Origin of the sequence: Xylanibacter caecicola, from assembly GCF_013166515.1 — a bacterium.
GTDB lineage: Bacteria > Bacteroidota > Bacteroidia > Bacteroidales > Bacteroidaceae > Prevotella > Prevotella caecicola.
In genome coordinates this window covers 1-23,630 of sequence record NZ_JABKKJ010000014.1, presented here as the reverse complement: position 1 = coordinate 23,630, position 23,630 = coordinate 1, and the positions used below count along the sequence as shown (strand labels likewise).

General features: G+C 43.6%; 14 protein-coding genes and 1 pseudogene. 5 read left to right on the top strand and 10 right to left on the bottom strand.

Annotation, left to right across the window (positions count from 1 at the left end):
* Positions 1-4: 4 nt before the first annotated feature.
* Positions 5-2,635, bottom strand: a complete 2,631-nt coding sequence (gene gyrA, locus HPS54_RS08715) for a DNA gyrase subunit A (protein ID WP_172345061.1) — start codon at positions 2,633-2,635, stop codon at positions 5-7.
* 356 nt (positions 2,636-2,991) lie between these two features.
* On the opposite strand from gyrA, the gene HPS54_RS12855 reads away from it, so the two are divergent.
* Positions 2,992-3,132: a hypothetical protein gene (locus tag HPS54_RS12855; RefSeq protein WP_216653061.1), complete on the top strand. Its 141-nt coding sequence runs from the start codon at positions 2,992-2,994 to the stop codon at positions 3,130-3,132.
* 152 nt (positions 3,133-3,284) lie between these two features.
* Here the strand turns inward: HPS54_RS12855 and HPS54_RS08710 are convergent, their stop codons facing one another.
* The 4 genes from HPS54_RS08710 to HPS54_RS08695 form a co-directional block, all read right to left on the bottom strand.
* The gene (locus HPS54_RS08710) at positions 3,285-4,739 is read right to left on the bottom strand and encodes a glycoside hydrolase family 32 protein (RefSeq protein WP_172345060.1); all 1,455 of its coding nucleotides are present in this window, start codon (positions 4,737-4,739) and stop codon (positions 3,285-3,287) included.
* Positions 4,740-4,822: 83 nt separating this feature from the next.
* Positions 4,823-6,595 (bottom strand): RagB/SusD family nutrient uptake outer membrane protein, encoded by a 1,773-nt coding sequence (locus tag HPS54_RS08705; RefSeq protein ID WP_172345059.1) that lies wholly within the window; start codon positions 6,593-6,595, stop codon positions 4,823-4,825.
* 38 nt (positions 6,596-6,633) lie between these two features.
* Positions 6,634-9,690 (bottom strand): SusC/RagA family TonB-linked outer membrane protein, encoded by a 3,057-nt coding sequence (locus HPS54_RS08700; RefSeq protein ID WP_172345058.1) that lies wholly within the window; start codon positions 9,688-9,690, stop codon positions 6,634-6,636.
* Positions 9,691-9,919: 229 nt separating this feature from the next.
* Complete coding sequence (locus HPS54_RS08695; RefSeq protein WP_338142813.1) at positions 9,920-12,598, bottom strand: hybrid sensor histidine kinase/response regulator transcription factor; 2,679 nt, start codon at positions 12,596-12,598, stop codon at positions 9,920-9,922.
* A gap of 280 nt (positions 12,599-12,878) precedes the next feature.
* Between HPS54_RS08695 and HPS54_RS08690 the strand changes: the two genes are divergently transcribed.
* From HPS54_RS08690 to HPS54_RS08680, 3 genes are all read left to right on the top strand, one after another.
* Complete coding sequence (locus tag HPS54_RS08690; RefSeq protein ID WP_172345056.1) at positions 12,879-14,726, top strand: glycoside hydrolase family 32 protein; 1,848 nt, start codon at positions 12,879-12,881, stop codon at positions 14,724-14,726.
* Positions 14,727-14,936: 210 nt separating this feature from the next.
* A complete protein-coding gene (locus HPS54_RS08685) occupies positions 14,937-16,118 on the top strand; it encodes an MFS transporter (RefSeq protein WP_253951977.1) in 1,182 nt (393 codons plus the stop codon).
* Positions 16,119-16,138: 20 nt separating this feature from the next.
* A complete protein-coding gene (locus HPS54_RS08680) occupies positions 16,139-17,017 on the top strand; it encodes a carbohydrate kinase family protein (protein WP_172345055.1) in 879 nt (292 codons plus the stop codon).
* Between the two features lie 163 nt (positions 17,018-17,180).
* On the opposite strand, the gene HPS54_RS08675 is transcribed toward HPS54_RS08680, so the two are convergent.
* Together HPS54_RS08675 and HPS54_RS08670 are read right to left on the bottom strand one after the other, a co-directional pair.
* Positions 17,181-18,782, bottom strand: a complete 1,602-nt coding sequence (locus HPS54_RS08675) for a hemin receptor (protein WP_172345054.1) — start codon at positions 18,780-18,782, stop codon at positions 17,181-17,183.
* Between the two features lie 69 nt (positions 18,783-18,851).
* Positions 18,852-19,709, bottom strand: a complete 858-nt coding sequence (locus HPS54_RS08670; RefSeq protein WP_172345053.1) for a hypothetical protein — start codon at positions 19,707-19,709, stop codon at positions 18,852-18,854.
* Between the two features lie 159 nt (positions 19,710-19,868).
* On the opposite strand from HPS54_RS08670, the gene prmA reads away from it, so the two are divergent.
* Complete coding sequence (prmA, locus tag HPS54_RS08665; RefSeq protein WP_172345052.1) at positions 19,869-20,750, top strand: 50S ribosomal protein L11 methyltransferase; 882 nt, start codon at positions 19,869-19,871, stop codon at positions 20,748-20,750.
* Here the strand turns inward: prmA and HPS54_RS08660 are convergent.
* The 3 genes and pseudogenes from HPS54_RS08660 to HPS54_RS13105 all read right to left on the bottom strand — a co-directional run.
* The gene (locus HPS54_RS08660) at positions 20,737-21,510 is read right to left on the bottom strand and encodes a glycoside hydrolase family 25 protein (protein ID WP_253951979.1); all 774 of its coding nucleotides are present in this window, start codon (positions 21,508-21,510) and stop codon (positions 20,737-20,739) included. The genes prmA and HPS54_RS08660 overlap by 14 nt on opposite strands.
* A gap of 165 nt (positions 21,511-21,675) precedes the next feature.
* Complete coding sequence (locus HPS54_RS08655; RefSeq protein WP_172345050.1) at positions 21,676-23,316, bottom strand: diphosphate--fructose-6-phosphate 1-phosphotransferase; 1,641 nt, start codon at positions 23,314-23,316, stop codon at positions 21,676-21,678.
* A gap of 194 nt (positions 23,317-23,510) precedes the next feature.
* Positions 23,511-23,630 (bottom strand): annotated as a pseudogene (locus HPS54_RS13105) (IS30 family transposase); the annotation flags it as partial.

Sequence of the window (23,630 nt, the reverse complement as noted above, 5' to 3'; positions counted from 1 at the left end):
TTATTTACTGTTCATTGTTTTCCTCATCATCAAAACTGTCAAGCGGAGTTACTTCTGCACCTGAATTGTCAGAGACATCACCATCCGTTTTCTGCACCGGCATATCAGTCATGCCCGAAGCCCCGATGTTCTCCTCAAGTGTTTTCTGGCTCTCAGCCTCGGCAACAGCCTCCACTTCCGAACTCATCACCTTGCATACGCTTGCTATGACGTCGTTCTTCTTTGTCAGATTGATGAGGCGTACACCTTGCGTGGCACGTCCCATGACACGGCAGTCGGACACCTTAAGACGTATCAGCACACCGCTCTTGTTTATTATCATGAGGTCGTTTTCGTCCGTAACAACTTTTATAGCCACAAGGCGTCCGGTCTTTTCGGTTATGTTAAGTGTCTTCACACCCTTGCCGCCACGGTTGGTTATTCGGTAGTCCTCCACCTCACTGCGCTTGCCGTATCCGTTTTCGCTTACAACCATTATGGTCTCTTCTTCCGGTTTGTTTACGACAACCATTCCTACAACCTCATCGTCGCCGTCGTCAAGGCGCATGCCGCGGACACCCGTAGACACGCGTCCCATGGCGCGCACTGCCTCTTCGTTGAAACGAACGGCACGTCCGTTGCGGTTTGCCAACAGCAGTTCGTTATGACCGTTCGTCAGACGTACACCCACAACCTCGTCGCCTTCGAGGATGTTTATTGCAATCACGCCGTTGGCACGCGGACGGCTGTATGCCTCGAGACTTGTCTTCTTTATAATACCGTTCTTTGTTGCGAATACAACGTAGTGACTGTTTACAAACTCTTCATCGTCCAGACCACGCAGACGCAGGAAAGCATTCACGCTGTCATCGCTCTCGATATTGAGCAGGTTCTGTATGGCACGCCCCTTCGAATTCTTCGCCCCTTCGGGTATTTCATAGCACTTCAACCAGTAGCAGCGACCTTTCTTGGTAAAGAACATCATGGTGTTGTGCATCGTTGCCGGATAAATATATTCTGTAAAGTCCTGCTCACGACTGTGTGCTCCCTTGCTGCCCACGCCTCCGCGTGCCTGCTCTCTGAACTCTGAAAGCGGTGTACGCTTGATATATCCGAGATGACTTATAGTTATCACAACGGGATCGTTGGGATAGAAATCCTCCGGATTGAACTCCTCACTCGAATACTTTATCTCCGTGCGACGCTCATCACCGTATTTATCCTTCACCTCTATAAGTTCATCCTTCATAACCTTCTTGCAAAGTTCCGGGTCATCAAGTATCGACTGCAGGTAAGCTATCTGTCTTTCAAGTTCCTCATACTCTGCATGCAACTGCTCCATGCGCAGACCTGTCAGCTGTGCAAGACGCATGTCGACGATTGCCTTCGACTGCAGTTCATCCAGTTCAAATCTTGCTTCAAGATTGCGCTGTGCATCGGAAGGTGTCTTCGACTGTCGTATAATGTGCACGACCTCGTCTATATTGTCACAAGCTATTATCAGTCCCTCAAGTATATGTGCACGCTCCTGAGCCTTGCGCAGGTCAAACTGTGTGCGGCGTATTGTGACATCATGGCGGTGCTCAACGAAATACTTCACACACTCTTTAAGTGTGAGCAGGCGCGGACGCCCGTTGACAAGAGCAATGCAATTCACTGAGAATGAGCTTTGCAGGGCTGTCATCTTGAAGAGCTTGTTCAGTATGACATTGGCATTTGCCTCTCTCTTCACATCTATGACAATGCGCATACCTTGTCGTCCCGACTCGTCATTGGCATTGCTGATGCCGTCGAGTTTGCCTTCTTTAACCAAGTCTGCGATATATTCTATAAGCTGCGCCTTGTTTACACCGTAAGGTATCTCTGTTATGACAATCTTATCGTGCGACTCGCCGCTTTCAATCTCAGCCTTGGCACGCATCACAATGCGTCCTCTACCGGTTTCGTATGCGTCTTTTACGCCTTGTATACCATATATATATGCGCCCGTAGGAAAGTCGGGAGCCTTGATATACTGCATCAGTCCGTCCGTGTCTATTTCCGGATTGTCTATGTAAGCACAACATCCGTCGATAACCTCACCGAGATTATGGGTAGGAATATTGGTCGCCATACCCACAGCAATACCGTTTCCTCCGTTTACAAGGAGATTGGGAAGTTTGGTAGGCATCACTGTCGGCTCCTGCAAAGAGTCGTCAAAGTTACTCATCATGTCGACCGTGTCCTTATCCAGGTCGTCCATTATGTGCTCTCCCATCTTCGAAAGGCGGCACTCGGTGTAACGCATGGCAGCGGCGGAGTCGCCGTCCACACTTCCGAAGTTACCCTGACCGTCGACAAGAGTATAGCGCATGTTCCAGTCCTGTGCCATGCGTACAAGCGCGCCATACACCGAACTGTCTCCGTGGGGGTGATATTTACCGAGCACCTCTCCTACCACGCGGGCACATTTCTTATATGGTTTGTCGCTTGTATTGCCGATACCCATCATACCATAAAGTATTCTTCTGTGAACGGGTTTGAAGCCGTCGCGGACATCGGGAAGCGCACGCGCCACAATCACAGACATTGAATAGTCTATGTATGACGACTTCATTTCTTCCTCGATGTTGATCTTTAAAATTCTGTCCTGATCAATCGTGTTGCTGTTGTCCATTATTTTGTTTTATTAAAATTCCATAAAATGCCCATAAACAGCATTCTTTTGCGTTCTAAGGCGTTTACGTGTCATTTTTAGTGTGCTAAATTAATACATTTTCCCGACCCGTGAAAGCATTTGTAAGAAAAACATATTAAAATTAAAGTTTATTATATAAGCATCTATGCAATTGAATATTGCAGTTTTTTATATGTATGACAACAATATTACCATATGAATGGAACAGCCGTGATGCAGAGAGTGGTCCGTGTGCATGAAAAGACATTACAATCAAAGACATGACCTTTAGCCTTCAAAAAGCTATGCTTTAAGGATGCTAAAGCTATGCTTTTCGAGTGCTAAAGCATAGCTTTTTGAAAGCAAAAGATATTCGTTTGATTATCAATAAGTTACAAGCAGGTGTAATAATCCGTGATTTATTGTCACAAATTGCACTGTTTGCGGTAAATTGTGCAGCCTATAACGGTTATAATAAAATAAGATTATGCCAATAATAAACTAAAGAGAGACAGAAAAAGATAAAGGAAGATAAAAGATATCACATAACTTCCATTATCTCCCTTTACCTTCTTATTTCGACCAACCGGTTTCTACGTTATTGGTCTTTCAAATCTTACATTTTCATAATGTACATGAAATCATTTATCTACCAAATTGATTTCAATTTCCAAGCCGTCAAATCAACATTAGCCATGCCTAAGGAGAATACACTGCAACCGGTTTGATTGTCCGACGGGAATGTCAAGAAAGAAAGCGTTGCCTCTCCATCATTGACAAATATCTCAACCGAAGATTTGTCCACATAACAATGAAAACGTATTCTGCCATTCACTGCAGGAACCTTGCATGATGACATTCTTTCAAATTTAGGAATGGCTGTTTGTGAAACATTTGTCCTGTCAAGTGTTATGTATTGCGACTGAGGGTCATAACTCAACACCGCTTTTTTGTTTTCTCCCTCACACAGAAAAATGCCTACCGGTTTGTTTCCCATGTTTGAGAATGTTACATCAAGCTCATAAACATTGTTCATTTCTTTCACAAACGGAATTTCTGTCAAACCTGCCTTTATCTTCCTCTTGAACGTATGTCGGGCTCCACGAAGTTTCGAAAGACCATCGAAAGGCTTCTGTATCAAGCGTAATCCCTCCGGAGTATTACGAAGTCTGTACTCGCGAGGAACAGACCATATACCTTTGCCCCATGTAGTAGGAGCAGTTTCGGCATAGTCCCATGTATTCAGCCAGCCTATCGTATATACAGGTGCAGACGAATCGTCATAATCCCGGAATACTCTGGAAGCATAGTAGTCCAAACCTTTATCTATGTACAGCGGATAGTCACCGGTATTATCAGGAATGAACTTAACACCGTCAAACTCTCCTATAAAATATTGTTCACGCATCCAGTTGACAGATACCACCAATACCCATTTCTTACCTGCCGGAAGATTGTCTAAAGGAAGTTGGAACATGTCCGGACATTCCCACGATTTCTCAGAATCACCCAACGGACCAAAATCGCTTAACCAAGTCCAATGCTTCATATCCGTAGAACTGTAAAAAGCGACTTTCTTCTCCAAAGCTTTAGCCACAAGCATTATCCAACGTTTGCTCCCTTCATCCCATATAACAGTGGGATCACGAAATTCTGTACTCCAGATATCAAGTACCGGGTTCCGGTCGTAAAACATGTATGTCATACCACCGTCATGACTGAAAGCAATACTTTGTGACTGCTTTTTTGATGCTTCATCAAACGAGGTAAACACTGCTATCGGGACGTTGTTCCCCCAACCTGCGGTATTATTCTTATCGATGACAACACTGCCCGTAAAAGTCGATATGCCTTCAGGAACTTGCTTTATGGCATGGTCGTTCAACTCGTTCCAATATACAAGGTCGTCAGATACCGCCGCTCCCCAGCTATATGCAAGATACTTACCGCTATGCTTTATTAATCCGCAGGGATCACCAATCCACCTATGCTTTGGAGTGAAATGATATTGAGGTCTGTATTTCTCTTTATACAAAGAATCCGAAACATGTGCCAACAGATTGCATGAAATAAAACATGCAAGACAAACGAAAAAATACTTCATAAAATGATTGGAAATAAAATGGAGCAAGCAAGACCAACCCTGCTTGCCCCATTTGGAATTAATACAATCTTGTTACCTGAAAATCATTCAAACTTAGGATAGCCTGGGTTCTGTGTATAATGTCCCAAAGAGAAGTTATACTGAGCCACCGGTATTGGGAAATACTCTTCTCCTGCATTAAAAGCGGCATTCTTATAGTAAATCCGATTATCCTGCTCCGCATTGAAATAAGCAGTCATCACTTCCTTTGCTATGCCCCATCTCACAAGGTCAAAATAGCGTTCGCCTTCAAGAGCCTTTTCAAGACGCATCTCCGTGCGCAGAGCCTTGCGGGCATAATCCTTAGTCCAGCCTTCAGCCGGATACAGTCCTATCTTATAGTTGGCTGCATCCTTAGACGGATCGTTGAAGTCTTTGACATACGGGCTGTTCATGGCACGGTTTCGAATACGGTTGATAAGTATACGTGCTTCTTCCAGACCCGGTCCCTCTCCTATTTCAATAAGAGCCTCTGCCTTGTAAAGCAACAGATCCGCATATCGTATTATCTGCCAGTTCAGTTCAGATGCGCCCCAGGGCCAACCTTGGAACATATCAGGTGATTCGGGTGAAACCCAGAAACGTTTGGCACAGTTATGACCGTACACACCGCGGTCGCGCACCCACGACTGACAAGGAGTTTTCTTATAAGTCTTATATGTAATGGTAGGACGCCCTACCACAAAATCGAGACGAGGGTCTACCGTAGGCTCAGTGTTATTCAATGTCTGATGCTCATCATCTGTAAATTTTACCGTAGCATAGTCAGGACGTGACTGATAGTCGAAAACGGGAAGACCGTTTTCATCTGTCTGATAAGCATTTATCAAGTCCTGAGAAGGAAGAAAGAAGCCATCACCATGATAAGGACTGTTTCCGCCCGGCGAATTTAAAAGATTACTCCAGTTTACACGACCGGCATCACCGGAACCGTCATTCATAGAAAACTGTATTGCAAAGACAGACTCCGGACCGTTTTCGTTGGCAATAAGGTCCAATCCCTGAAAATCATTCAGCAGGTCATATCCTTTAACTTGGTCTATAAGGCTGACAACCTCACGCAGCAAATCCTTGTTGATATTTACAACAGCATGTGTTTCAGGATCTTGCTCATAGGCTTGATACAGTTTTACCTTGGCGGCATAGGCAAGAGCGATGTTACGATTTATACGCCCCACTTCCGTCTGCCTTTCGGGCAATACATTGGAGGCATCAAGCATATCCTCTGCTATACGTGCAAGGTGCTGTTCGCGAGTAAACTCATCGTTTGTGACATTTACGTAATCGGCTTCTGGCATATTCTCGTCCATATATGGAACCTTATTGAAAAGACGGACAAGTTCAAAATAGAAGTGTCCGCGAAGAACCTTAACCTCTGCTATACGCAAAGCCTTCTCCTTAACCGCGTTTTCATCAGCTTTATTGAGAGCACGCAATGCCGAATTGCAACGTGATATAAGACTGTAAAGGTTAAACCATTTTCCGTCAAGATTACCGTTATTAGACTGTACCTGGAATATCTCCATTTCATGGACTTCACGAATGTCACCTTCGCCGCCACCGCCTTTGTAGGCATTGTCTGCACGCACCTCGCCATAGCTCCAGTTTGTCATAGGACGTACCCACGGATCGCCTTGCTCGTTAGTAAACCCATACAGACCGGCATAGGCTGAGTTTACAAGGAGGTCTATGGCTGCAGACGAGTTCATGACACCGTCTGACAGACTGCCCTGCGGTTTGTTCTCCAAAAAGTCGTCACTGCAGTTTGCAAAAAGGAAAGCAAAACCTAATGCAAAAAATATATTTCTGATTTTCATAGTTCTATTGCTTTTATATTGTCATTATAATATGTTTGTTAGAAACCGAACTGTATACCAAGTGTAAACTGGCGAGGCAATGCATACGGATATCCAAGACCTTCCGGATCGGCTCCTTTGTAGTTTGTGATAGTAAACAGGTTTTGTGCCTGGAAATAAACACGTGCATTCTGTAGCTTCAGCTTGTTGCGCAATGCTTGCGGCAATGTGTATCCCAATGTAAGAGTCTTAAGTCTGAGGAACGAGCCATTCTCGATATGGAACTCTGAAACTTCATGCTCATTGTTTGAGTTGTCGGTTGTAGGAGCAGGCGTATCACAGTTGTAATAACCTGTTTCAAGATAATTCTCGTATGCCAAAGCAGCTCCGTACAAACGCTTTCCATGGTTTCCGTTCCAACATTGGAACAAGTCTGTATAATATTTTGAATTATTAAAGGCATCACGTATGATTGAAGAGAAGAACATATTCAAATCAAATCCTTTCCACTGTGCTCCCAGTGTCAATCCGAATTGCGCTTTAGGAAGATCGCATCCCAACCATGTACGGTCGTTGTAGTTTATCACTCCATTACCGTCTGCGTCAACATATTTTATACGACCTACACCCGGACGACCGAAATCCACCTTGTACTTATTACAATATTCATCAACTTCAGCCTGCGAATGGAACACTCCGTCCGTCTTAAAGCCCATCCATGAGCCAAGAGGCTGACCGACAAGAGAATGGTCTGCATAACCTCCGCCATACGTATAATAGATGTCATCAAGCAAGTCTGTAACTTCGTTCTTTGAAACTGTGAAGTTAAATCCTACTTCATAGTTGAAATCCTTGCTGATATTACTGCGCCAGTTGATTTGTCCCTCTATACCTTTATTGGTCATTTCACCTCCGTTATACCAGCAATATCCTCCTTCTCCAATAGTTCCGATGTAAGGTTTTTCAACAAGCATGTCTTTGGTTGTCTTGTAAAAATAATCCAAAGATAAAGTCAAACGGTTGTCAAAGAATCCGGCATCAATACCGATATTCGTCTGATAAGTTTTCTCCCACTTAAGATCCGGGTTGGTTGTGCGTACACGATATGCACCCGGATAAAGTTTTTTACCGTCTCCGTTCATATTGTAACTTCCGCGGTCAAGGCTCATAAGATACTTGGCATAGAAAGCTTCATTGTCTATCAAGTCATTACCGTTTATACCCCAAGAACCACGTATCTTCAAATCGGAAAGCCAACCCATTGTTCCTTCCATAAACTTCTCGCGTGACATACGCCAGCCTAAAGAAACTGAAGGGAACCAGTCATAATTATGATCTTTGGACAATCTGGAAGAAGCATCACGGCGCAAAGTGAATGACATGAGATATTTATCATCGTAAGTATAATTCAACTTACCGAAACCGGAAAACATCGAATAGTTTGATGCACCGGCTCCCACATTCTTATTTGCGGTGACATTACCGAGGTAAAGATAGTTAGGGTCTTCTATTTCCAGTCCGGTACCATAGCCGAAGAAGCTCTCATTATGATATTTCTTGCTTTCAATACCTACCAAAGCCATTATAGAGTGCTTGTCTATATCCATGTTATACTGTGCCGTGTTTGTCCACACCCAGTCTACATTTTTCCCGGTAGACTGTGTCAGTTTGTTGACATCATCACGCAACCAACGAGGTTCGAAAGTCTTTATGGTTTCATTATAATAATTTACACCTACATTAGTCTTGATTATCAAGTTCTTTATCGGCTCAATCTGAAGATAAGCATTTCCGAATACACGCCAATATTCGTTCTTATTGCTCTTACTGTTTTCAATCAGACGCATCATGTTAGGCGCATCACCAAGTATATCACCGATCTGGTCTACATACACTCCTTCCACATCATATACAGCCTTTGCCGGATGTTGCTTTACAGCATTCTCTTCTGCACCGTCCGGCATATAATGTGCTTTCCACCAGTTAACGGCTACATTTCCTCCAACTTTAAGCCTGTTATTAAGAAATCCGTAATCTGAACTGAAACGGGTATTAAATCTTTGAAAATCCGTACCTTTTACAATTCCGTCATGGTCGAGCCAGTTAAGTGAAAGAGAAGAAGAACCGTTTTCAGATCCTTTCTGCAAACCGATACTATATGTCTGCATCAATGCTGCTCTGTGAATTTCGTCTTCCCAATCCGTGCTTTGCGGCAAAACATCAGCGCCGTTAAGGTTCTTGTATGTCTGAAGTTGAGCCTTTTCACCATTTCCATAAACAGATGATGACGGAGTGGCACCGCCATGTGCATATTTATATGCCGACCAATAAACATCTCCCCACTGATATGCGTCAAGCAGATCCAATCCACTGTTATATGTCTGCCTTGTCAGTGTTGCATCGAATGTGACATGAACCTCGCCTTTCTTTGCACGTTTGGTTGTTATGATTATAACTCCATTGGCAGCCTGTGCTCCATATATTGAAGCAGAAGCAGCATCTTTCAATACTTGGATAGACTCCACATCATTGCTGTTCAGGATAGTTCCGGGATTTTCGCGGGTCATCACACCGTCTATGACATAAAGAGGACCATTCGCATCTCCTCTAAAAGATGATGCACCACGAATAGAAGTACTTGTACTTAAACCGCCCGGAGTACCGTCTGTAGTAATATTCATACCTGCAACACGCCCTTGCAAAGCCTGAATGACATTACCGGTTGGAGTGTCTGATACATCTTTCATCTTTACGACAGATACAGCTCCCGTCAAATCCGATTTCTTTTCAGACGAATAGCCGACAATGACAACTTCGTCAAAAGCCTCTGAGTTTTCTTCAAGCGTAACGACCATCTTGTCTTGTGCCACAACTTCTGCCAACTTAAAGCCTACATAAGAAACTCTCAGCAGCGACTTCTCCGGTACTGAAATCTGGAAGTTACCATCAATGTCTGTTACGACTCCCGCCTTTGTTGCCTCACAAAGCACGGAAGCTCCAATCAAAGGTTCTTTGTCTGATTTTGAAAGCACCGTTCCATGAACAACGATGTTCTGCGCTTGCGCTGCTACAACCATTATAAATAGCAGTAATGCACTAAGGATTAATTTTTTCATGTTATTTGATTTTTGTTAAACTTTCGGCTGCAAAATTATTCTATATGTACAATAGATGTAATAACAGATGTTGTACGGTCTATCAAAATTTAATCAATGCACGATATTTAGTACTAAATGCCTTTATTTTATAATCAGATATAACAAAAGTAATGATGTGTCAAAAGGAAATAAATAAACTTCGCATCTTGACACATCATCACAAATCAATGCTTTAACCAAACGGATATCAGTTTGTGAGTTTGCTTCTTGTCTCTGAAGGTGTTTCTCCGTAATTGTCACGATAGCATTTTGTAAAATATGCCGGAGTGGAGAAACCGGTCTCGTATGCTATTTCACTTATTGTCTTTTCTGTAGATGTAAGAAGATTTCTTGCATGTTTCAAACGCAGACAACGTATCAATTCTACAGGAGAATAATTTGTAAGTGCTTTTATCTTACGATAAAACTGAGAACGCTCAAGCCCCATATCCGATGCAATGGCATCCACCGTCAAATCCGAATTGCCCATTTCTTTCTTGAATATCTCAAGGAAACGGTTATAGAATTCATTGTCAATATTCTTCCCTTCTACCTGAGATTTCATATCTCTATTTATGGTCGGTGTTACCAAAACATTATCTTGCCATAAATCCCTTATTCTTTTACGGTTTGCTATCAGGTTGGCACAACGCGATTTAAGCACAATGCCGTTAAAAGGTTTTGCCACATATCCATCAGCACCACTGTCATACCCTTGTACTCTCTGTTCATCCATGGAGCAAGCCGTAAGCATCAATACCGGAATATGAGATGTTGAAACCTCTGTCTTCATACGTTTACAACATTCCAGTCCATCCATGACAGGCATCATCACATCACAAATAACCAAATCCGGTATATACTTCGCAGCCATTCTTATTCCCTCACGTCCATTGACAGCCGTTATTATATTGTATTCATCTTTCAACAGTTCTCCGACAAGAGTCTGGACGTCCTTATTGTCATCTATAATAAGTATAAGCTGCTTCTCTTTATCAAATACGATATCGGAAGAGACCGGAGCCAACTCTCGTTCTACATCAGGTTCTGTAATATCTGCCTTCAATTCGGAGATTGTCTCGGATACATGCTTGACCGGAAGAACGACTGTAAAAACAGAACCTTTGTTCAATGCACTTTCCACAGAGATGGTGCCTTCATGAAGTTCTACGAAAGCCTTTGCCAAAGACAAGCCAAGTCCGGAACCGTTCGGATGAACTCTGTCTACCTGGTAAAAGCGGTCAAATATGTTTCCAAGGTCACGCTCGCTTATTCCTTCACCGGTATCGGCAACGGCAAAAGTAAGCTTGTTGTCATCACTTTCATAAAATACTGTAATCGATCCGTTATCAGGAGTATACTTGAAAGCGTTGGAGACAAGATTAAAAAACACACGTTCAATCTTCTCGACATCCACCGCTATTTTAACAGGCGTACTTTCTTTTGCCTGCAATGTCAACTTTATATTTCTCTTTCTTGCAATGCTATAGAAAGACTCTAGCCATTCGTTTATGGTCTGACTGAAATCTATTTCAATCAACTTAAGTTTAAGTTTTCCATTCTCATACTTACGGAAATCAAGTATTTGGTTTATAAGACGGTGCAATATCTTTATATTCTTATCCGCTATTTTCATCAACGTATGTTGCTGATGTGTCAGATTATCAGCAGATACAAGTTGTGATACCGGCTCGGATATCAAGGTCAGCGGAGTACGGAGATCATGAGATACATTTGTGAAAAACATCAGCTTTGACTGTATGGCATCTTGAAGTTGGCTGTTCAACGATTTCTGTTTGTCGCGTTCTTCTTCAAGCAACTTGTTCTGAAACATCAAAGTTTTTTGATGTCTGCTGTGCTGCCAATAAGCCCTGAGCAAAAGAAAAGCGACACCGAAAAGTAGGATTATGATAACTATACTTGCATAGAAAAGTGATGTCTGAGACGAATGTTTCGCCCAATAATCATCTATCCGGGCTTTAAGCTGCTTCATCTTACCGGTTTCTTCCTTCAATGTCTCATTCTGCAACAACAAAATATCAGCATTCGTCAAGTCTACTGCAGACGACACCGGAAGTTGTACTTCACGCTGATAAGGCTCTTTCTTCAGTATAGCCAATGCCGTCCTTATCAAGCGATGTCCTTCTGTAGGATAAAGAAATGTTGCGTCAATCACGCTGTCCGCAACAGCCTGAATACCTATATTCGGAGCAGCATCTATACCAATTATCTTTATATCGTCGCGCCCCATTTTGGAAGCAACTTCAGATGCACCGATTGCCATGCGGTCATTATGGGCATATATCAAATCGACATCCGGATATATTTTTAGCAACGAATCAACCACAGGAATAGCATCCTCCTTGTTCCAATTGGCGGGAACACTTGCAAGAAGTTCCCCCTTGCCCTTCTTAAACTCAGCCACAAATCCGTCGTGTCTTCCTTCTGCGGGTGTGGAACCTTTCAAACCGAATATTTCGATAGCCTTCGCCCCGGTTCCCAACATGTGCAGTGCATAATGAGCCGCAGAACGCCCAATTCCTTCGTCATCGACCCCGATACGTGCCGTATATGTATCTCCGATGATGTTCCTGTCAAAGATAATCACCGGCATACCTTTCTTATATACCTTTTTTATTATATGGGTCAGAGCCGCTGCTTCATTCGGAGATACAATAATGATATCAAAACCGTTTTCTGCAAAATACTTTATATCCTCTATCTGTTTTTCATTGCTGTCATCGGCAGAACGGATTTCCACGACAGCGTCTTCGTGAAACATAATCTCACGATTAATCTCATCATTCATTTTTGTGCGCCAGTCATCTTGACTACATTGGGAAACGCCAATCCTGTAAATTCGTTCTTCGTCACATCCGTACAGCATCATGACCAATGCCGCAAACAAACTATAAATAAGATACTTATACATTTTTTTATTAAGGTTTCTACAAAGTTAGCCATTATATTATAAAAAAGCGTGTATTAGGTATTAAAATTGCGGCAATACAACAAAAATGATAATCAATACACGTTTTTTTATATAAGAGATGCTATATTTATATTAGCTTTGCAACATCAAAAAACACGAGATAAGGCAAATGGCTTTTTCTAAGACTCAAATCTAAAAGTATAATAATTCTTTAAATCTAAAAACATAAAAATATATGAAGAAAACTGCAACCGGCTTTTTTAAAGCCATAGTGATGTTGGGATTTGCATTATCATCCCCTTCTGCATCTTATGCCGATGACGGATTGGACATAAAACATCTCGGCGTTAACAACACAATTGTACGTATTACCGGCGATAATCATTATCTTATGCTTCCGGTTCAGGAATCGGCTGATGATGCAAAAATTAATGTAATTGTCAACGGAAATATTGCCAAGACAATTTATGTAAAGCTTGCAAAGTCAAAGACAGATTATTCCGTACCGTTTGATTTGACACCTTACAAAGGTCATCATGTCATACTCGACATCGTAACCCCACAGGGACGAGGCTCCATTCGCGAGGCAAAAGACGACGCATGCTGGAGAGGAATGGAAATGTCCGACACCTTCAATACGGCAAACAAGGAAAAATACCGTCCTGCATTTCACCACACTCCGTTATACGGATGGATGAACGACCCTAACGGTATGTTTTACAATAATGGTAAATGGCACCTTTATTATCAGTATAACCCCTACGGTTCCAAATGGCAAAATCTAAGTTGGGGGCACTCCGTATCTTCCGATCTTGTCAACTGGGAGCACTATCCTACTGCCATTGAACCCGACGGACTCGGATATATATTCAGTGGCAGCTGTGCCATAGACAAGGACAACACAGCCGGATTGGGCAAAGATGCGGTGATAGCACTATACACATCAGCGTCAACAAGCCAGATGCAGAGCCTTGCCTCGAGCACCGACAACGGAACCACGTTCAAGACCTATCCGGGCAATCCGGTTATAACTCTTGAAAGCGAAGCCCGCGACCCGAAGGTTTTCTGGAACGAAAAGAATAAAGAGTGGAATCTTGTTCTTGCTCATGCACTTGAACACGAGATGTTGTTCTTCACTTCAAAAGACATGAAAACATGGGAACTTCAAAGCAGCTTCGGAAAGGGTATCGGTGCACAAGGTGGAGTATGGGAATGTCCCGACCTCTTTGAACTGCCTATAGCCGGAACCGATGAGAAGAAATGGGTTCTTCTATGTAACATTAATCCGGACGGACCATTCGGAGGTAGCGGCACCCAATACTTTATAGGAGATTTCGACGGAAAAACATTCAAGGCAGATACCGACAAGGACGGTAACATCCCGACAAAATGGCTCGACTACGGCAAGGACCATTATGCAACAGTGAGCTGGAACAATGCTCCCGACAACAGAAGAACCGTAATAGGCTGGATGAGCAACTGGCAATATGCGGCAGAAGTGCCAACAAAGCAATACCGCAGCGCCAACACTCTTCCGCGTGAAATGGGATTGTTCCGCGACACAGACGGACAAACATATGCGTCATGTTCACCCTCTCCCGAGTTGAACAAGCTAAGAGACAAGAACATACAGAAAGTAAAGAAGTCGGCAATAGGGAAAAAGAAACGTACATTTGCCCTTCCGAGTGCAAACGACGGAATATGCGAAATAGTATTGGAAATAGATGCAAGGAAATCTAAGGAAATAGTCATGACACTATCCAACAACGATAATAACAAAGTGTTGATGAAATACAATCCGAAAGCAAGAACCTTTTCATTCGACCGTAGAGAAAGCGGCATAGTTGATTTCAGCGAAAGCTTTCCGGCTGTCACTACAACTCCGACATACGAGAATAACGGGAACATAACACTAAGAATTTTCATAGACCGTTCAAGCATTGAGGTCTTCGGAAACTCAGGACACTTTGTCATGACAAACCTGGTATTCCCCAACAAACCTTATTCTACATTCTCCATTATGTCTGACGGAGGAAATGCAAGATTAAGCAATCTCAATATATATTCTTTAAAAGTAAAATAATAAGTAGATGTTAAAAATTAAACGTATATATTAATCCGTAGATGTTGCTTTTACTTTATCATTATCTTGCACGTTCTTTCGGGCTGTTTTCTCATGTCTCATCAGTCGTGTAGCCCGCTACACTCTTTCTTAGGACATGAAAAAAACATCACCAAAATAACGTACAATATAATAATAATTAATTTCTAACATCTACTTAAATCTACAACAATGAAACAATCACTCGTAACAAATCGCAAGTCCTTTATGCTACAGATAATACCTGTAATGCTATGCTTCTTTGTAATGGGATTTGTAGACCTCGTGGGTACAGCATCAAACTATGTTCAGAAAGATCTCGGACTGACAGATTCGCAGGCAAACCTCTTCCCCTCTCTCGTATTTTTCTGGTTTCTGATATTTTCTGTTCCTACAGGAATGCTGATGAACAAGATAGGTAGAAAGAAGACGGTTCTGTTGAGCATCGTAATTACAGCCGTATCACTCTTTATCCCGTTCTTCGGCAGCGGATATATTCCCATGCTGCTGTCTTTTTCATTGCTTGGAATTGGAAATGCAATAATGCAGACATCGCTGAACCCATTGGTGACAAACCTTATCAGCGGCGACAAGCTCGCATCCACACTCACATTCGGACAGTTTGTCAAAGCAATCGCGTCTTTCCTCGCTCCTATTATCGCGGCCTGGGGTGCCACCACTGTATGTCCCACATTCGGTCTCGGTTGGAGAGTTCTGTTCGTGGTATATGCCATTATCTGCTGCCTTTCCATCTCGCTACTTGCAGCAACACCTATCGACGAGGAGCATCCCGACAAGGCTTCAAGCATAAAAGAATGTATTAAACTTCTATACCGTCCGTTTATCCTTCTTTGTTTCCTCAGCATCATGTGCCACGTCGGCATCGATGTCGGTACCAATACCACAGCACCAAAAATTATAATGGAACGTATAGGGCTTCCTCTCGAAGAAGCCGGGTTTGCAACCGGGATATACTTTATATTCCGTACAGCCGGTTGTTTTTTCGGAGCATTCATCCTACGCAACATATCACCCAAGATATTCTTTGGAATAAGCGCTGTCATGATGTTTGTCGGAATGCTGATTCTTTTTACATGCAACACAATAACAGCCATATATACGGGAATAGCCATGATAGGATTTGGCAACTCAAATATCTTCCCGGTAGCATTCTCACAAGCCCTGCTGTATTCTCCTGATAAGAAGAATGAAATATCCGGACTTATGATAATGGGACTTTTCGGAGGTACTATATTCCCTCTTGCCATGGGATATGCAGCTGATGAGACGGGACAGGCAGGTGCCATAGCCGTAATGACATTGGGTGTTGTATATCTGCTATATTACACATTAAAAATAAAAACGTCTAAATAATAACTTAATACATAAAAATCATGAAAGATATAATCGTAGGAATGGGCGAAGCCCTTTGGGATGTTCTTCCGGAAGGGAAAAAAATAGGTGGTGCACCTGCAAACTTCGCCTATCACATTTCTCAATTCGGACTTTCAAGCTGTGTGGTAAGTGCTGTCGGCGATGACTTGCTTGGAAACGAAATCATTGCCAACTTCACGTCAAAAGGACTAAACAGTCTTATTGAGAAAGTTCCCTATCCAACCGGAACCGTGCAGGTTGAAATCGATCAGGCAGGGGTTCCGCAATATGAAATAAAGGAAAATGTGGCATGGGACAATATACCGTATACCGAGCAGCTTGAGGATATTGCCAAAAAGACAAAGGCTGTTTGCTTCGGTTCATTGGCACAACGCAATGTCGTGTCACGGGAGACAATAAACCGTTTTCTGGATGTCATGCCCAAGGATAACGACCCTTTGATTGTATTCGACATAAATCTCCGTCAAGGTTTTTATAATAAAGAGATTTTGTGTAATTCCATGAAACGGTGCAATATCCTGAAAATAAACGATGAAGAATTAGTTTTGATTAGTCGTATGTTCGGTTATCCGGGCATCGATCTGCAAGACAAGTGCTGGATTCTTCTCGGCAAGTATAATTTAAAGATGCTTATATTGACATGCGGTATCAACGGAAGCTATGTTTTCACACCGGGCAATGTTTCTTTCCTCCCCACTCCGCAAGTTGAGGTCGCAGATACTGTTGGAGCCGGCGACTCTTTCACTGCCGCATTCATTGCAAGTATAATTAAGGGGAAAAGCATTATGGAAGCCCACTCTTGTGCTGTGCAGACATCAGCATTTGTATGTACGAAAAAAGGTGCCATGCCAATACTTCCGCCCCAAATCATAGAGTAAGAAACCCACGAAAACACGGCATTTTTCTCCGATGTTCTAAAACATGGCATTTCAGGCTCCAAGAAACCCTGTTTCAGGGTCTGAAAAACGGCTTCTTAGAATGCAAAACGTCACGGGACAAATATCTGTGTCCCGTGACGTTTATATATGACAAATAATCGTCTTAGAAATGATATCCGAGAGTGAGAAGAACCTGATGACGCTTGTTGTCAACTTTTACGGCATCGCATACATTCTCACTAATTCCAAGTTCTTCGTTTCCAAAATAATTTGTAAACGGACTGAACTCACCCGACTGTACAGTATATTGATATGCAAGGTCCAATGAAAGCTTGCCGACATTGTACCCGAAGCCGCATGTTATGCGGTTGGTGGACTTCCAGTTGGTATAATCCGACGTCGAGCTGTAATATGTTCCGGGCGACCACAAGGTAACATCCTTATATCCATCCTTTTCGTACATCGGTGATACATAGTTGTATCCAAGACGTATTGCAAGATTTTTCATCGGCTTGTATTCGGCACCAAGCTTAAGAGTGCTGACACCTTTCAATGTCTTCTCCGTATGGTCGTTCATCTCATCGTCACTGCTGCTGCTTTCCGTATCGTAATACCAGTCGTAACCGGTGTTTATACGCGTGTCCGTAGAGCCGTAGTCTGCATATTCGTATTCGGCGCCAAGAGCAAGATAGTCGCCCACAGTGGTTCCAAGACCAAGTCCGAACTTCCACGGAGTCGTGAGCTTGAAATCGTAAGAAGAGAAGACATTGCCGTCGGTCATCGGCAGGGAAGTACCGGGAACCGAGGCTCCGCCACGTGGATTTTCCGCAACTGAGACCACCGTTGTATTCTCTGTCGTCAGGTCATACCATATAGGTGTTGCCACTGAAACGCCGATACGGAACGGGGAATTCTCAAACGGGCGGAAGATTGCACCTGCCTTTACGTCAAATCCCGTACCTGTTATGCTGCGGCTGTCTATAATATCCACTGCATCAAAACCGCTTCCGGCTGTCCGTACCAGAGACTCCGAGTATATGCTGCTGCCCCTGTAGTGCACATCGTGTATGCCTACGGTCAGTCCGAGATATACCCTGTCGTTGATATTGCCGCTTACATTGAAGTCATAATCACTGATATAGCCTGTATTGGCACGCCCGAACTTGTATCCGTCTGCCTCGGTATACAGGAATACCGGCTCATTATTTGCATTTTCCGAATACAAAAGGGTGTTGTAATACAGATAATCGAGAGCGTTGAATGTCAAATCTTCGCTATATACCTCACCGGATGAAGTAGACAAGTCAAACAGTCCCTCTGCCCCCTTTGCATAAGAAAGCTTGTTCTGCGAGGCTCCTTCAAGGCGTCCGGCTGCCGATAGGATTTGATTGAAGTTCTTGCTCTTGTGATAATTGAACGCCACATTGATGAAAGAGTTGCGCCCGCTGCGTGCCGAGTAGACAAAACCCGCCTGGTCAAAGCTCATTTTCGTCTTGTCTCCGATCGAGAAATTATTGTCTGTCTGCTGCGATACCACACCGAAAGACACGTTCGCCGTGGAATGGCGGAACAGTCCTATACCGGCAGGGTTGGTTCCGATGGTTGATATGTCTGCACCCAGCGCCCCCATGGCACCGCCCATGCCGACAAAACGTGCCGTACCGTTCAAGTCATCGCCCAGCAACTTTGCATTTTCATACGTTTCCTGTGCCGATGCAGAGAGTGCGGCAATGACACAAAATGATGTAAATAGATGTCTTTTCATATTCTATAACTTTTTGTTGTTCATATAAAAGGAACCTGTGGCATAGTGTCACAGGCTCCGTAAATATCATTAACGTCTGCCGCCAAACGAACCTCCGCGGCTACCGCCACTTCCAATACTTCCGCCTCCACGGCTACCGCCGAAGCTTCCACCACGGCTACCGCCGAATGAACCGCTGTTATAAGAGGGCGACTGATGGTTGTTGTTGTACTGCGGACTGTTGTTATTGAAATTATTGTTGCGGTCGTTACGTTTTGTCCCGAAGTTACGGTTGACATTTATGTTGCCACGCGAGCCGCCGAAACGTCCATTGCCGGTAGTTTTTCCGCGCGAAAACGAACCGATATGCGACGTGCCGGTCAGTCCGCGGTAGGGTCTGTGCGTCACGCCTGTCCATATAGGATGATACCAATGGTTGTGCCAACCGCCATAAACCGGATGATACCAACCCGTATACCATGGATCATACCACGGGTCATACCAACCTGCATACCACGGACTATACCAACCCCAACGGGAATACCAATATGGTGAACCGTAATAATACGGATAGTCCCAGGGACTGTTATACCAGTAGAAATCGTCAAAACGGCTCATCCTGCGGCTATAAGCATAATCGTCGTCGTCATATCCGGCTGTTTTTCCGGAAGTTATTATACGTGATATGTCTGTACCGGACGGAACCACAATGGTGTCATTGCCGAGAGTGTCGCTCCCGAGAACCTGATAATAGCTGCTTAATCCGTGACGGTTATATTCGTCTATATCACGGTCGCTGCCGCTATAATAAGTCGTTTCGGGAATATCACGTACTTCTGCCTGCTTTACTTTATCCTTCTTCTTGGGGGTAAAATAGAGGTCGTCCTGTGCAAAAGAGCAGACAGGAACAGACAGGATCAATGCCGATAAAAAGATAAGTTTTCTCATTTTATTATCTCCTTTGTTGTTTTATACATTTTCGTATAATGCAAAATTATCATGTATCTGTATGCAAAAATAAGGAAAAACCCTAAAGGTATATAGGTTTTTCCCTATTTTTTATACTTTTGCATGTAAAATTAAGATTTAAAATTAGGATATAGATATATGAAATACAATATAATAAAATTCGACATATCACGTAAAGACGGTGATAATATCGACGAAACAATTATGCAGGACGCAAGAGACCTGCTGGCTGCACTTGCAGGAGAAGCGGGATGCGAGTCGTTCGAAAACACGGAAAACGGCATAAACGGATACATACAGACAGATATCACTGACAAGAATGCCATAGACGCGGTTTTGGATTTTTTCCCTTTCAACGAAATAAGTGTGGCATACACCATAAGCGAAGCTGAGGACAAGAACTGGAACAGACAGTGGGAAGACGCCGGATTTGAACCAATCGCCATAGGCAACAGATGTATGATACACGATACAAAACACCCGTTATCGCCCGAAGCCGATGCGGATATAGACATAACAATCGATGCCCGGCTGGCTTTCGGAACCGGAACTCATGAAACAACAAGGATGATTGTAACCCAACTGCTTGACACCGACATGACAGGCAAAAGCGTTCTTGACTGCGGATGCGGAACGGGCATCCTCTCAATCGTGGCATCCAAATGCGGAGCATGCTGCATAACCGGATATGACATAGACGAATGGAGTGTAAGAAATACAGAACATAATGCCGCAATAAACAACGTGAGCAACATTAACGTTTTACACGGCGACGTAAATATTGTGGCTGAAGACGGACAAATGTTCGACATTGTTCTTGCCAACATCAATAGAAACATTCTTATTAACGACATGCCAGTAATAAAGAACAAAATCAAAAAAGGAGGAATGTTGATTATCAGCGGGTTCTACGAAAGCGATGAACAAATGCTTAAGGATAAAGCCGCCACGACAGGACTTACATTGGAGAAGACCGAAAGGGAAAACGGCTGGAGCATGATGGTCTTTACTTTGGTATAGTAAGCTGCTTCAAGTCGTAATAACTGCCGTTGTATATATTGAAATCCACATACCCTTTTATACCGGGAAGACGTCCGGCATCAGTGTGCTGCCAGAACTTCCACGGACCGTTGTACTTCACTTCGTCAACGTAATAGTGGGCAATCCAATAGGGATAATCATCGAAAACCGGGTCACTTAGATACGACATCTTGAATTTATGATACGTATATATGATTGGTTTGACATGATACCGATCTTCCACTATGTGCAGCCATGTAAGTATGTCACGGCGAAAATCTTCCACACTGACATCCTTCGGTTTGTGTTCCACATCAAGTACGGGCGGCAGATCTCCGCTCTGCAACTTTACTTTATTCAAGAAAAAATACGCCTGGTCTCTTGCAGACGACTTATTGCTCCAGAAATGGTATACGCCACGTATGAAACCGTACTCGCGTGCCTGACGGAAGTTTTCTTCAAAATACGGATCTATGCGCGTACTTCCTTCAGTTCCTTTTATCATTATAAATCGCACCGGACACTTCTCTATCATTGCGTTCTGCAAAAGGGTCCAGTTTATATCTCCTTGATAGTGACTTATGTCTATGCCACGTATCTCATAACCGTCGGGATATTTGGGTTCTCCATAAATTGCACGCCAGCGAAAGCCGAAAGGACCTACGAAAAAATAATAAAAAGCCCAGATGTAAAGGGCTATGACAGCCAAAGCGCCAACCCACAACGTGCGGCGGCGGCAACTGCTGAAAATGCCTTGCATGGAATAAACGCCACGACGACGCGTGCCTTTGCGCTGCCGGCGGCGGACATTGGATGTACGCTTTGTCCTGTGAGTGGCTTTTGTCTTCTTCTGCATGGCTTATATAAATAAATGTGTGCCGCCGGCTTTATCCGCCCGCGGCACAACAATCGTCAAATCAAATTATTATTTATGCTCAAGTATAAGGGTCATTGTCGGGCGGTCACACACTTCCGACGGTCCCCAATACTGTATCGGACCGGGATATACATAGCATGTTTCCTTTGCCCATGTGTCACGCACTGCGGCGAAAGCCTTGAACGGTGCCCCGTCAAGTTCGACAAGAGCCTTGCGTATCACAGGTTTCATCTGTCCGTTGCGACGCTCCATGTTCATCATCATGGTAATGGGCACACCGCCTGCCTGCCACTCTTCAACGGGAGCAGTAGTGTTCTTTACCACAGCCATATAGCCTGTCTTGCCATTGGCGATAAGCTGTGCGGCACTCGTTCCAAGTGCATAGCAGTAGTCGGCATCAAAGTTTGAAGGCGTGGCACAACGTCCTTCATATCCGAAGAAATGATGCTGTGCAGCAAACTTGCCTGTATATTTGCCCTCTGCCGCCCACTGCTTTAATTTGGCGGCACACATCTCGGAGATAAGTTTCTCCGTCTCGATGAGCGAAACCTGTACGTTGCCATGCGGATCGCGGTCTAATGAAAGCTGGCGTGCCACATCGGCGGGAAGCGTTTCGAACGTAGCTTTGTTTGCATCACTAAGATGCGATATTATATATTGACGCTGTGCATCCGCATCAAGATCCTTATAGTCTGCTCCATGTGCAGCCAACAAGTCGTTAAGTTCGGCAATAAGCCTGCCTATTGCAGGTACAAACTCTATAAGTCCTTCCGGTATAAGAACCACGCCGAAATTGTCTCCGTTTGCCGCACGGTAAGCCACCGATGTACATATCTGCTCTACTATTTCGTTCAGCGTCATATCCTTTGCCTCGACTTCTTCCGATACAATACAGATATTCGGCTGGCACTGCAGGGCACACTCAAGGGCTATATGGCTGGCAGAGCGTCCCATAAGCTTGATGAAATGCCAATACTTACGTGCGGAGTTACAGTCGCGCTCGATGTTGCCTATCAGTTCCGAATATGTCTTTGTAGCCGTATCAAAGCCGAAAGATGTTTCTATCTGGCTATTTTTCAAGTCGCCGTCGATGGTTTTCGGACATCCGATAACCTGTACACCGTATTGCTTTGCCGCATAATATTCAGCCAGAACACAGGCATTGGTATTTGAATCATCGCCTCCGATTATCACAAGCGCCTTGATGTCGAGTTTGCGTATTATCTCCAATCCTTTTTCAAACTGTTCTGTTTCTTCCAGTTTTGTACGTCCTGAACCAATCATATCGAAACCGCCCGTATTGCGATAATCTTCTATGAAGTCTGCCGTTATCTCCATATAATTGTGACTTACAAGTCCGCCGGGACCAAGAATAAAACCGAAAAGGCGGTTCTCCGGATTAAGTTTCTTAATCGTATCAAAAAGACCGGTAATGACATTATGACCGCCAGGTGCCTGCCCTCCGCTGAGAATAACACCGACATTCATTGCCGCAGCATCGCTCTTTTCGGCTGCAACAAACTCTATAAGCGGCATACCATAAGTGTTTGGAAACAGCGTCTTTATCTCTTCCTGATTGTCTGCACTCTGTGTTGGAGCACCTTCCTTTATGCCTACAGCACCACGCAGCGCAATGGGCAATTTAGGAACATAAGAGGCTCTCGCCTGCTGTAATAAACTTTTTTCCATAAAAATCAATTTATTCGTATTCTATATATGTGTATATTTTATATCACTTGTCGTTCCATGTCTCATTGTATCGGTATCGCGCAGACGCATTTGAGTGCATCCGCATCTGCAAATATAGCTCTTTTTCATCATATTATAAAATAAAAACGTATTGAAAAGCATATTTGGCAGGACATTTTATGTATCTGGTAGTTTCAACTGGCAAGTGCAAAATTAATGATTTGTTTGAAGAATTCTTCTTTCGGGGTTGAGAAATTTAGTTTCTTTCTCGGTCTGAGGTTCAATTTCTTTCCCACTTTCTTGATATAGTTGTC

What these genes read in the sequence shown, in the direction of transcription:
- gyrA (WP_172345061.1), bottom strand. Translation starts at nt 2,635, where the DNA reads ATGGACAACAGCAACACGATTGATCAGGACAGAATTTTAAAGATCAAC.
- HPS54_RS08710 (WP_172345060.1), bottom strand. Translation starts at nt 4,739, where the DNA reads ATGAAGTATTTTTTCGTTTGTCTTGCATGTTTTATTTCATGCAATCTG.
- HPS54_RS08705 (WP_172345059.1), bottom strand. Translation starts at nt 6,595, where the DNA reads ATGAAAATCAGAAATATATTTTTTGCATTAGGTTTTGCTTTCCTTTTT.
- HPS54_RS08700 (WP_172345058.1), bottom strand. Translation starts at nt 9,690, where the DNA reads ATGAAAAAATTAATCCTTAGTGCATTACTGCTATTTATAATGGTTGTA.
- HPS54_RS08695 (WP_338142813.1), bottom strand. Translation starts at nt 12,598, where the DNA reads ATGCTGTACGGATGTGACGAAGAACGAATTTACAGGATTGGCGTTTCC.
- HPS54_RS08690 (WP_172345056.1), top strand. Translation starts at nt 12,879, where the DNA reads ATGAAGAAAACTGCAACCGGCTTTTTTAAAGCCATAGTGATGTTGGGA.
- HPS54_RS08685 (WP_253951977.1), top strand. Translation starts at nt 14,937, where the DNA reads ATGAAACAATCACTCGTAACAAATCGCAAGTCCTTTATGCTACAGATA.
- HPS54_RS08680 (WP_172345055.1), top strand. Translation starts at nt 16,139, where the DNA reads ATGAAAGATATAATCGTAGGAATGGGCGAAGCCCTTTGGGATGTTCTT.
- HPS54_RS08675 (WP_172345054.1), bottom strand. Translation starts at nt 18,782, where the DNA reads ATGAAAAGACATCTATTTACATCATTTTGTGTCATTGCCGCACTCTCT.
- HPS54_RS08670 (WP_172345053.1), bottom strand. Translation starts at nt 19,709, where the DNA reads ATGAGAAAACTTATCTTTTTATCGGCATTGATCCTGTCTGTTCCTGTC.
- prmA (WP_172345052.1), top strand. Translation starts at nt 19,869, where the DNA reads ATGAAATACAATATAATAAAATTCGACATATCACGTAAAGACGGTGAT.
- HPS54_RS08660 (WP_253951979.1), bottom strand. Translation starts at nt 21,510, where the DNA reads ATGCAAGGCATTTTCAGCAGTTGCCGCCGCCGCACGTTGTGGGTTGGC.
- HPS54_RS08655 (WP_172345050.1), bottom strand. Translation starts at nt 23,316, where the DNA reads ATGGAAAAAAGTTTATTACAGCAGGCGAGAGCCTCTTATGTTCCTAAA.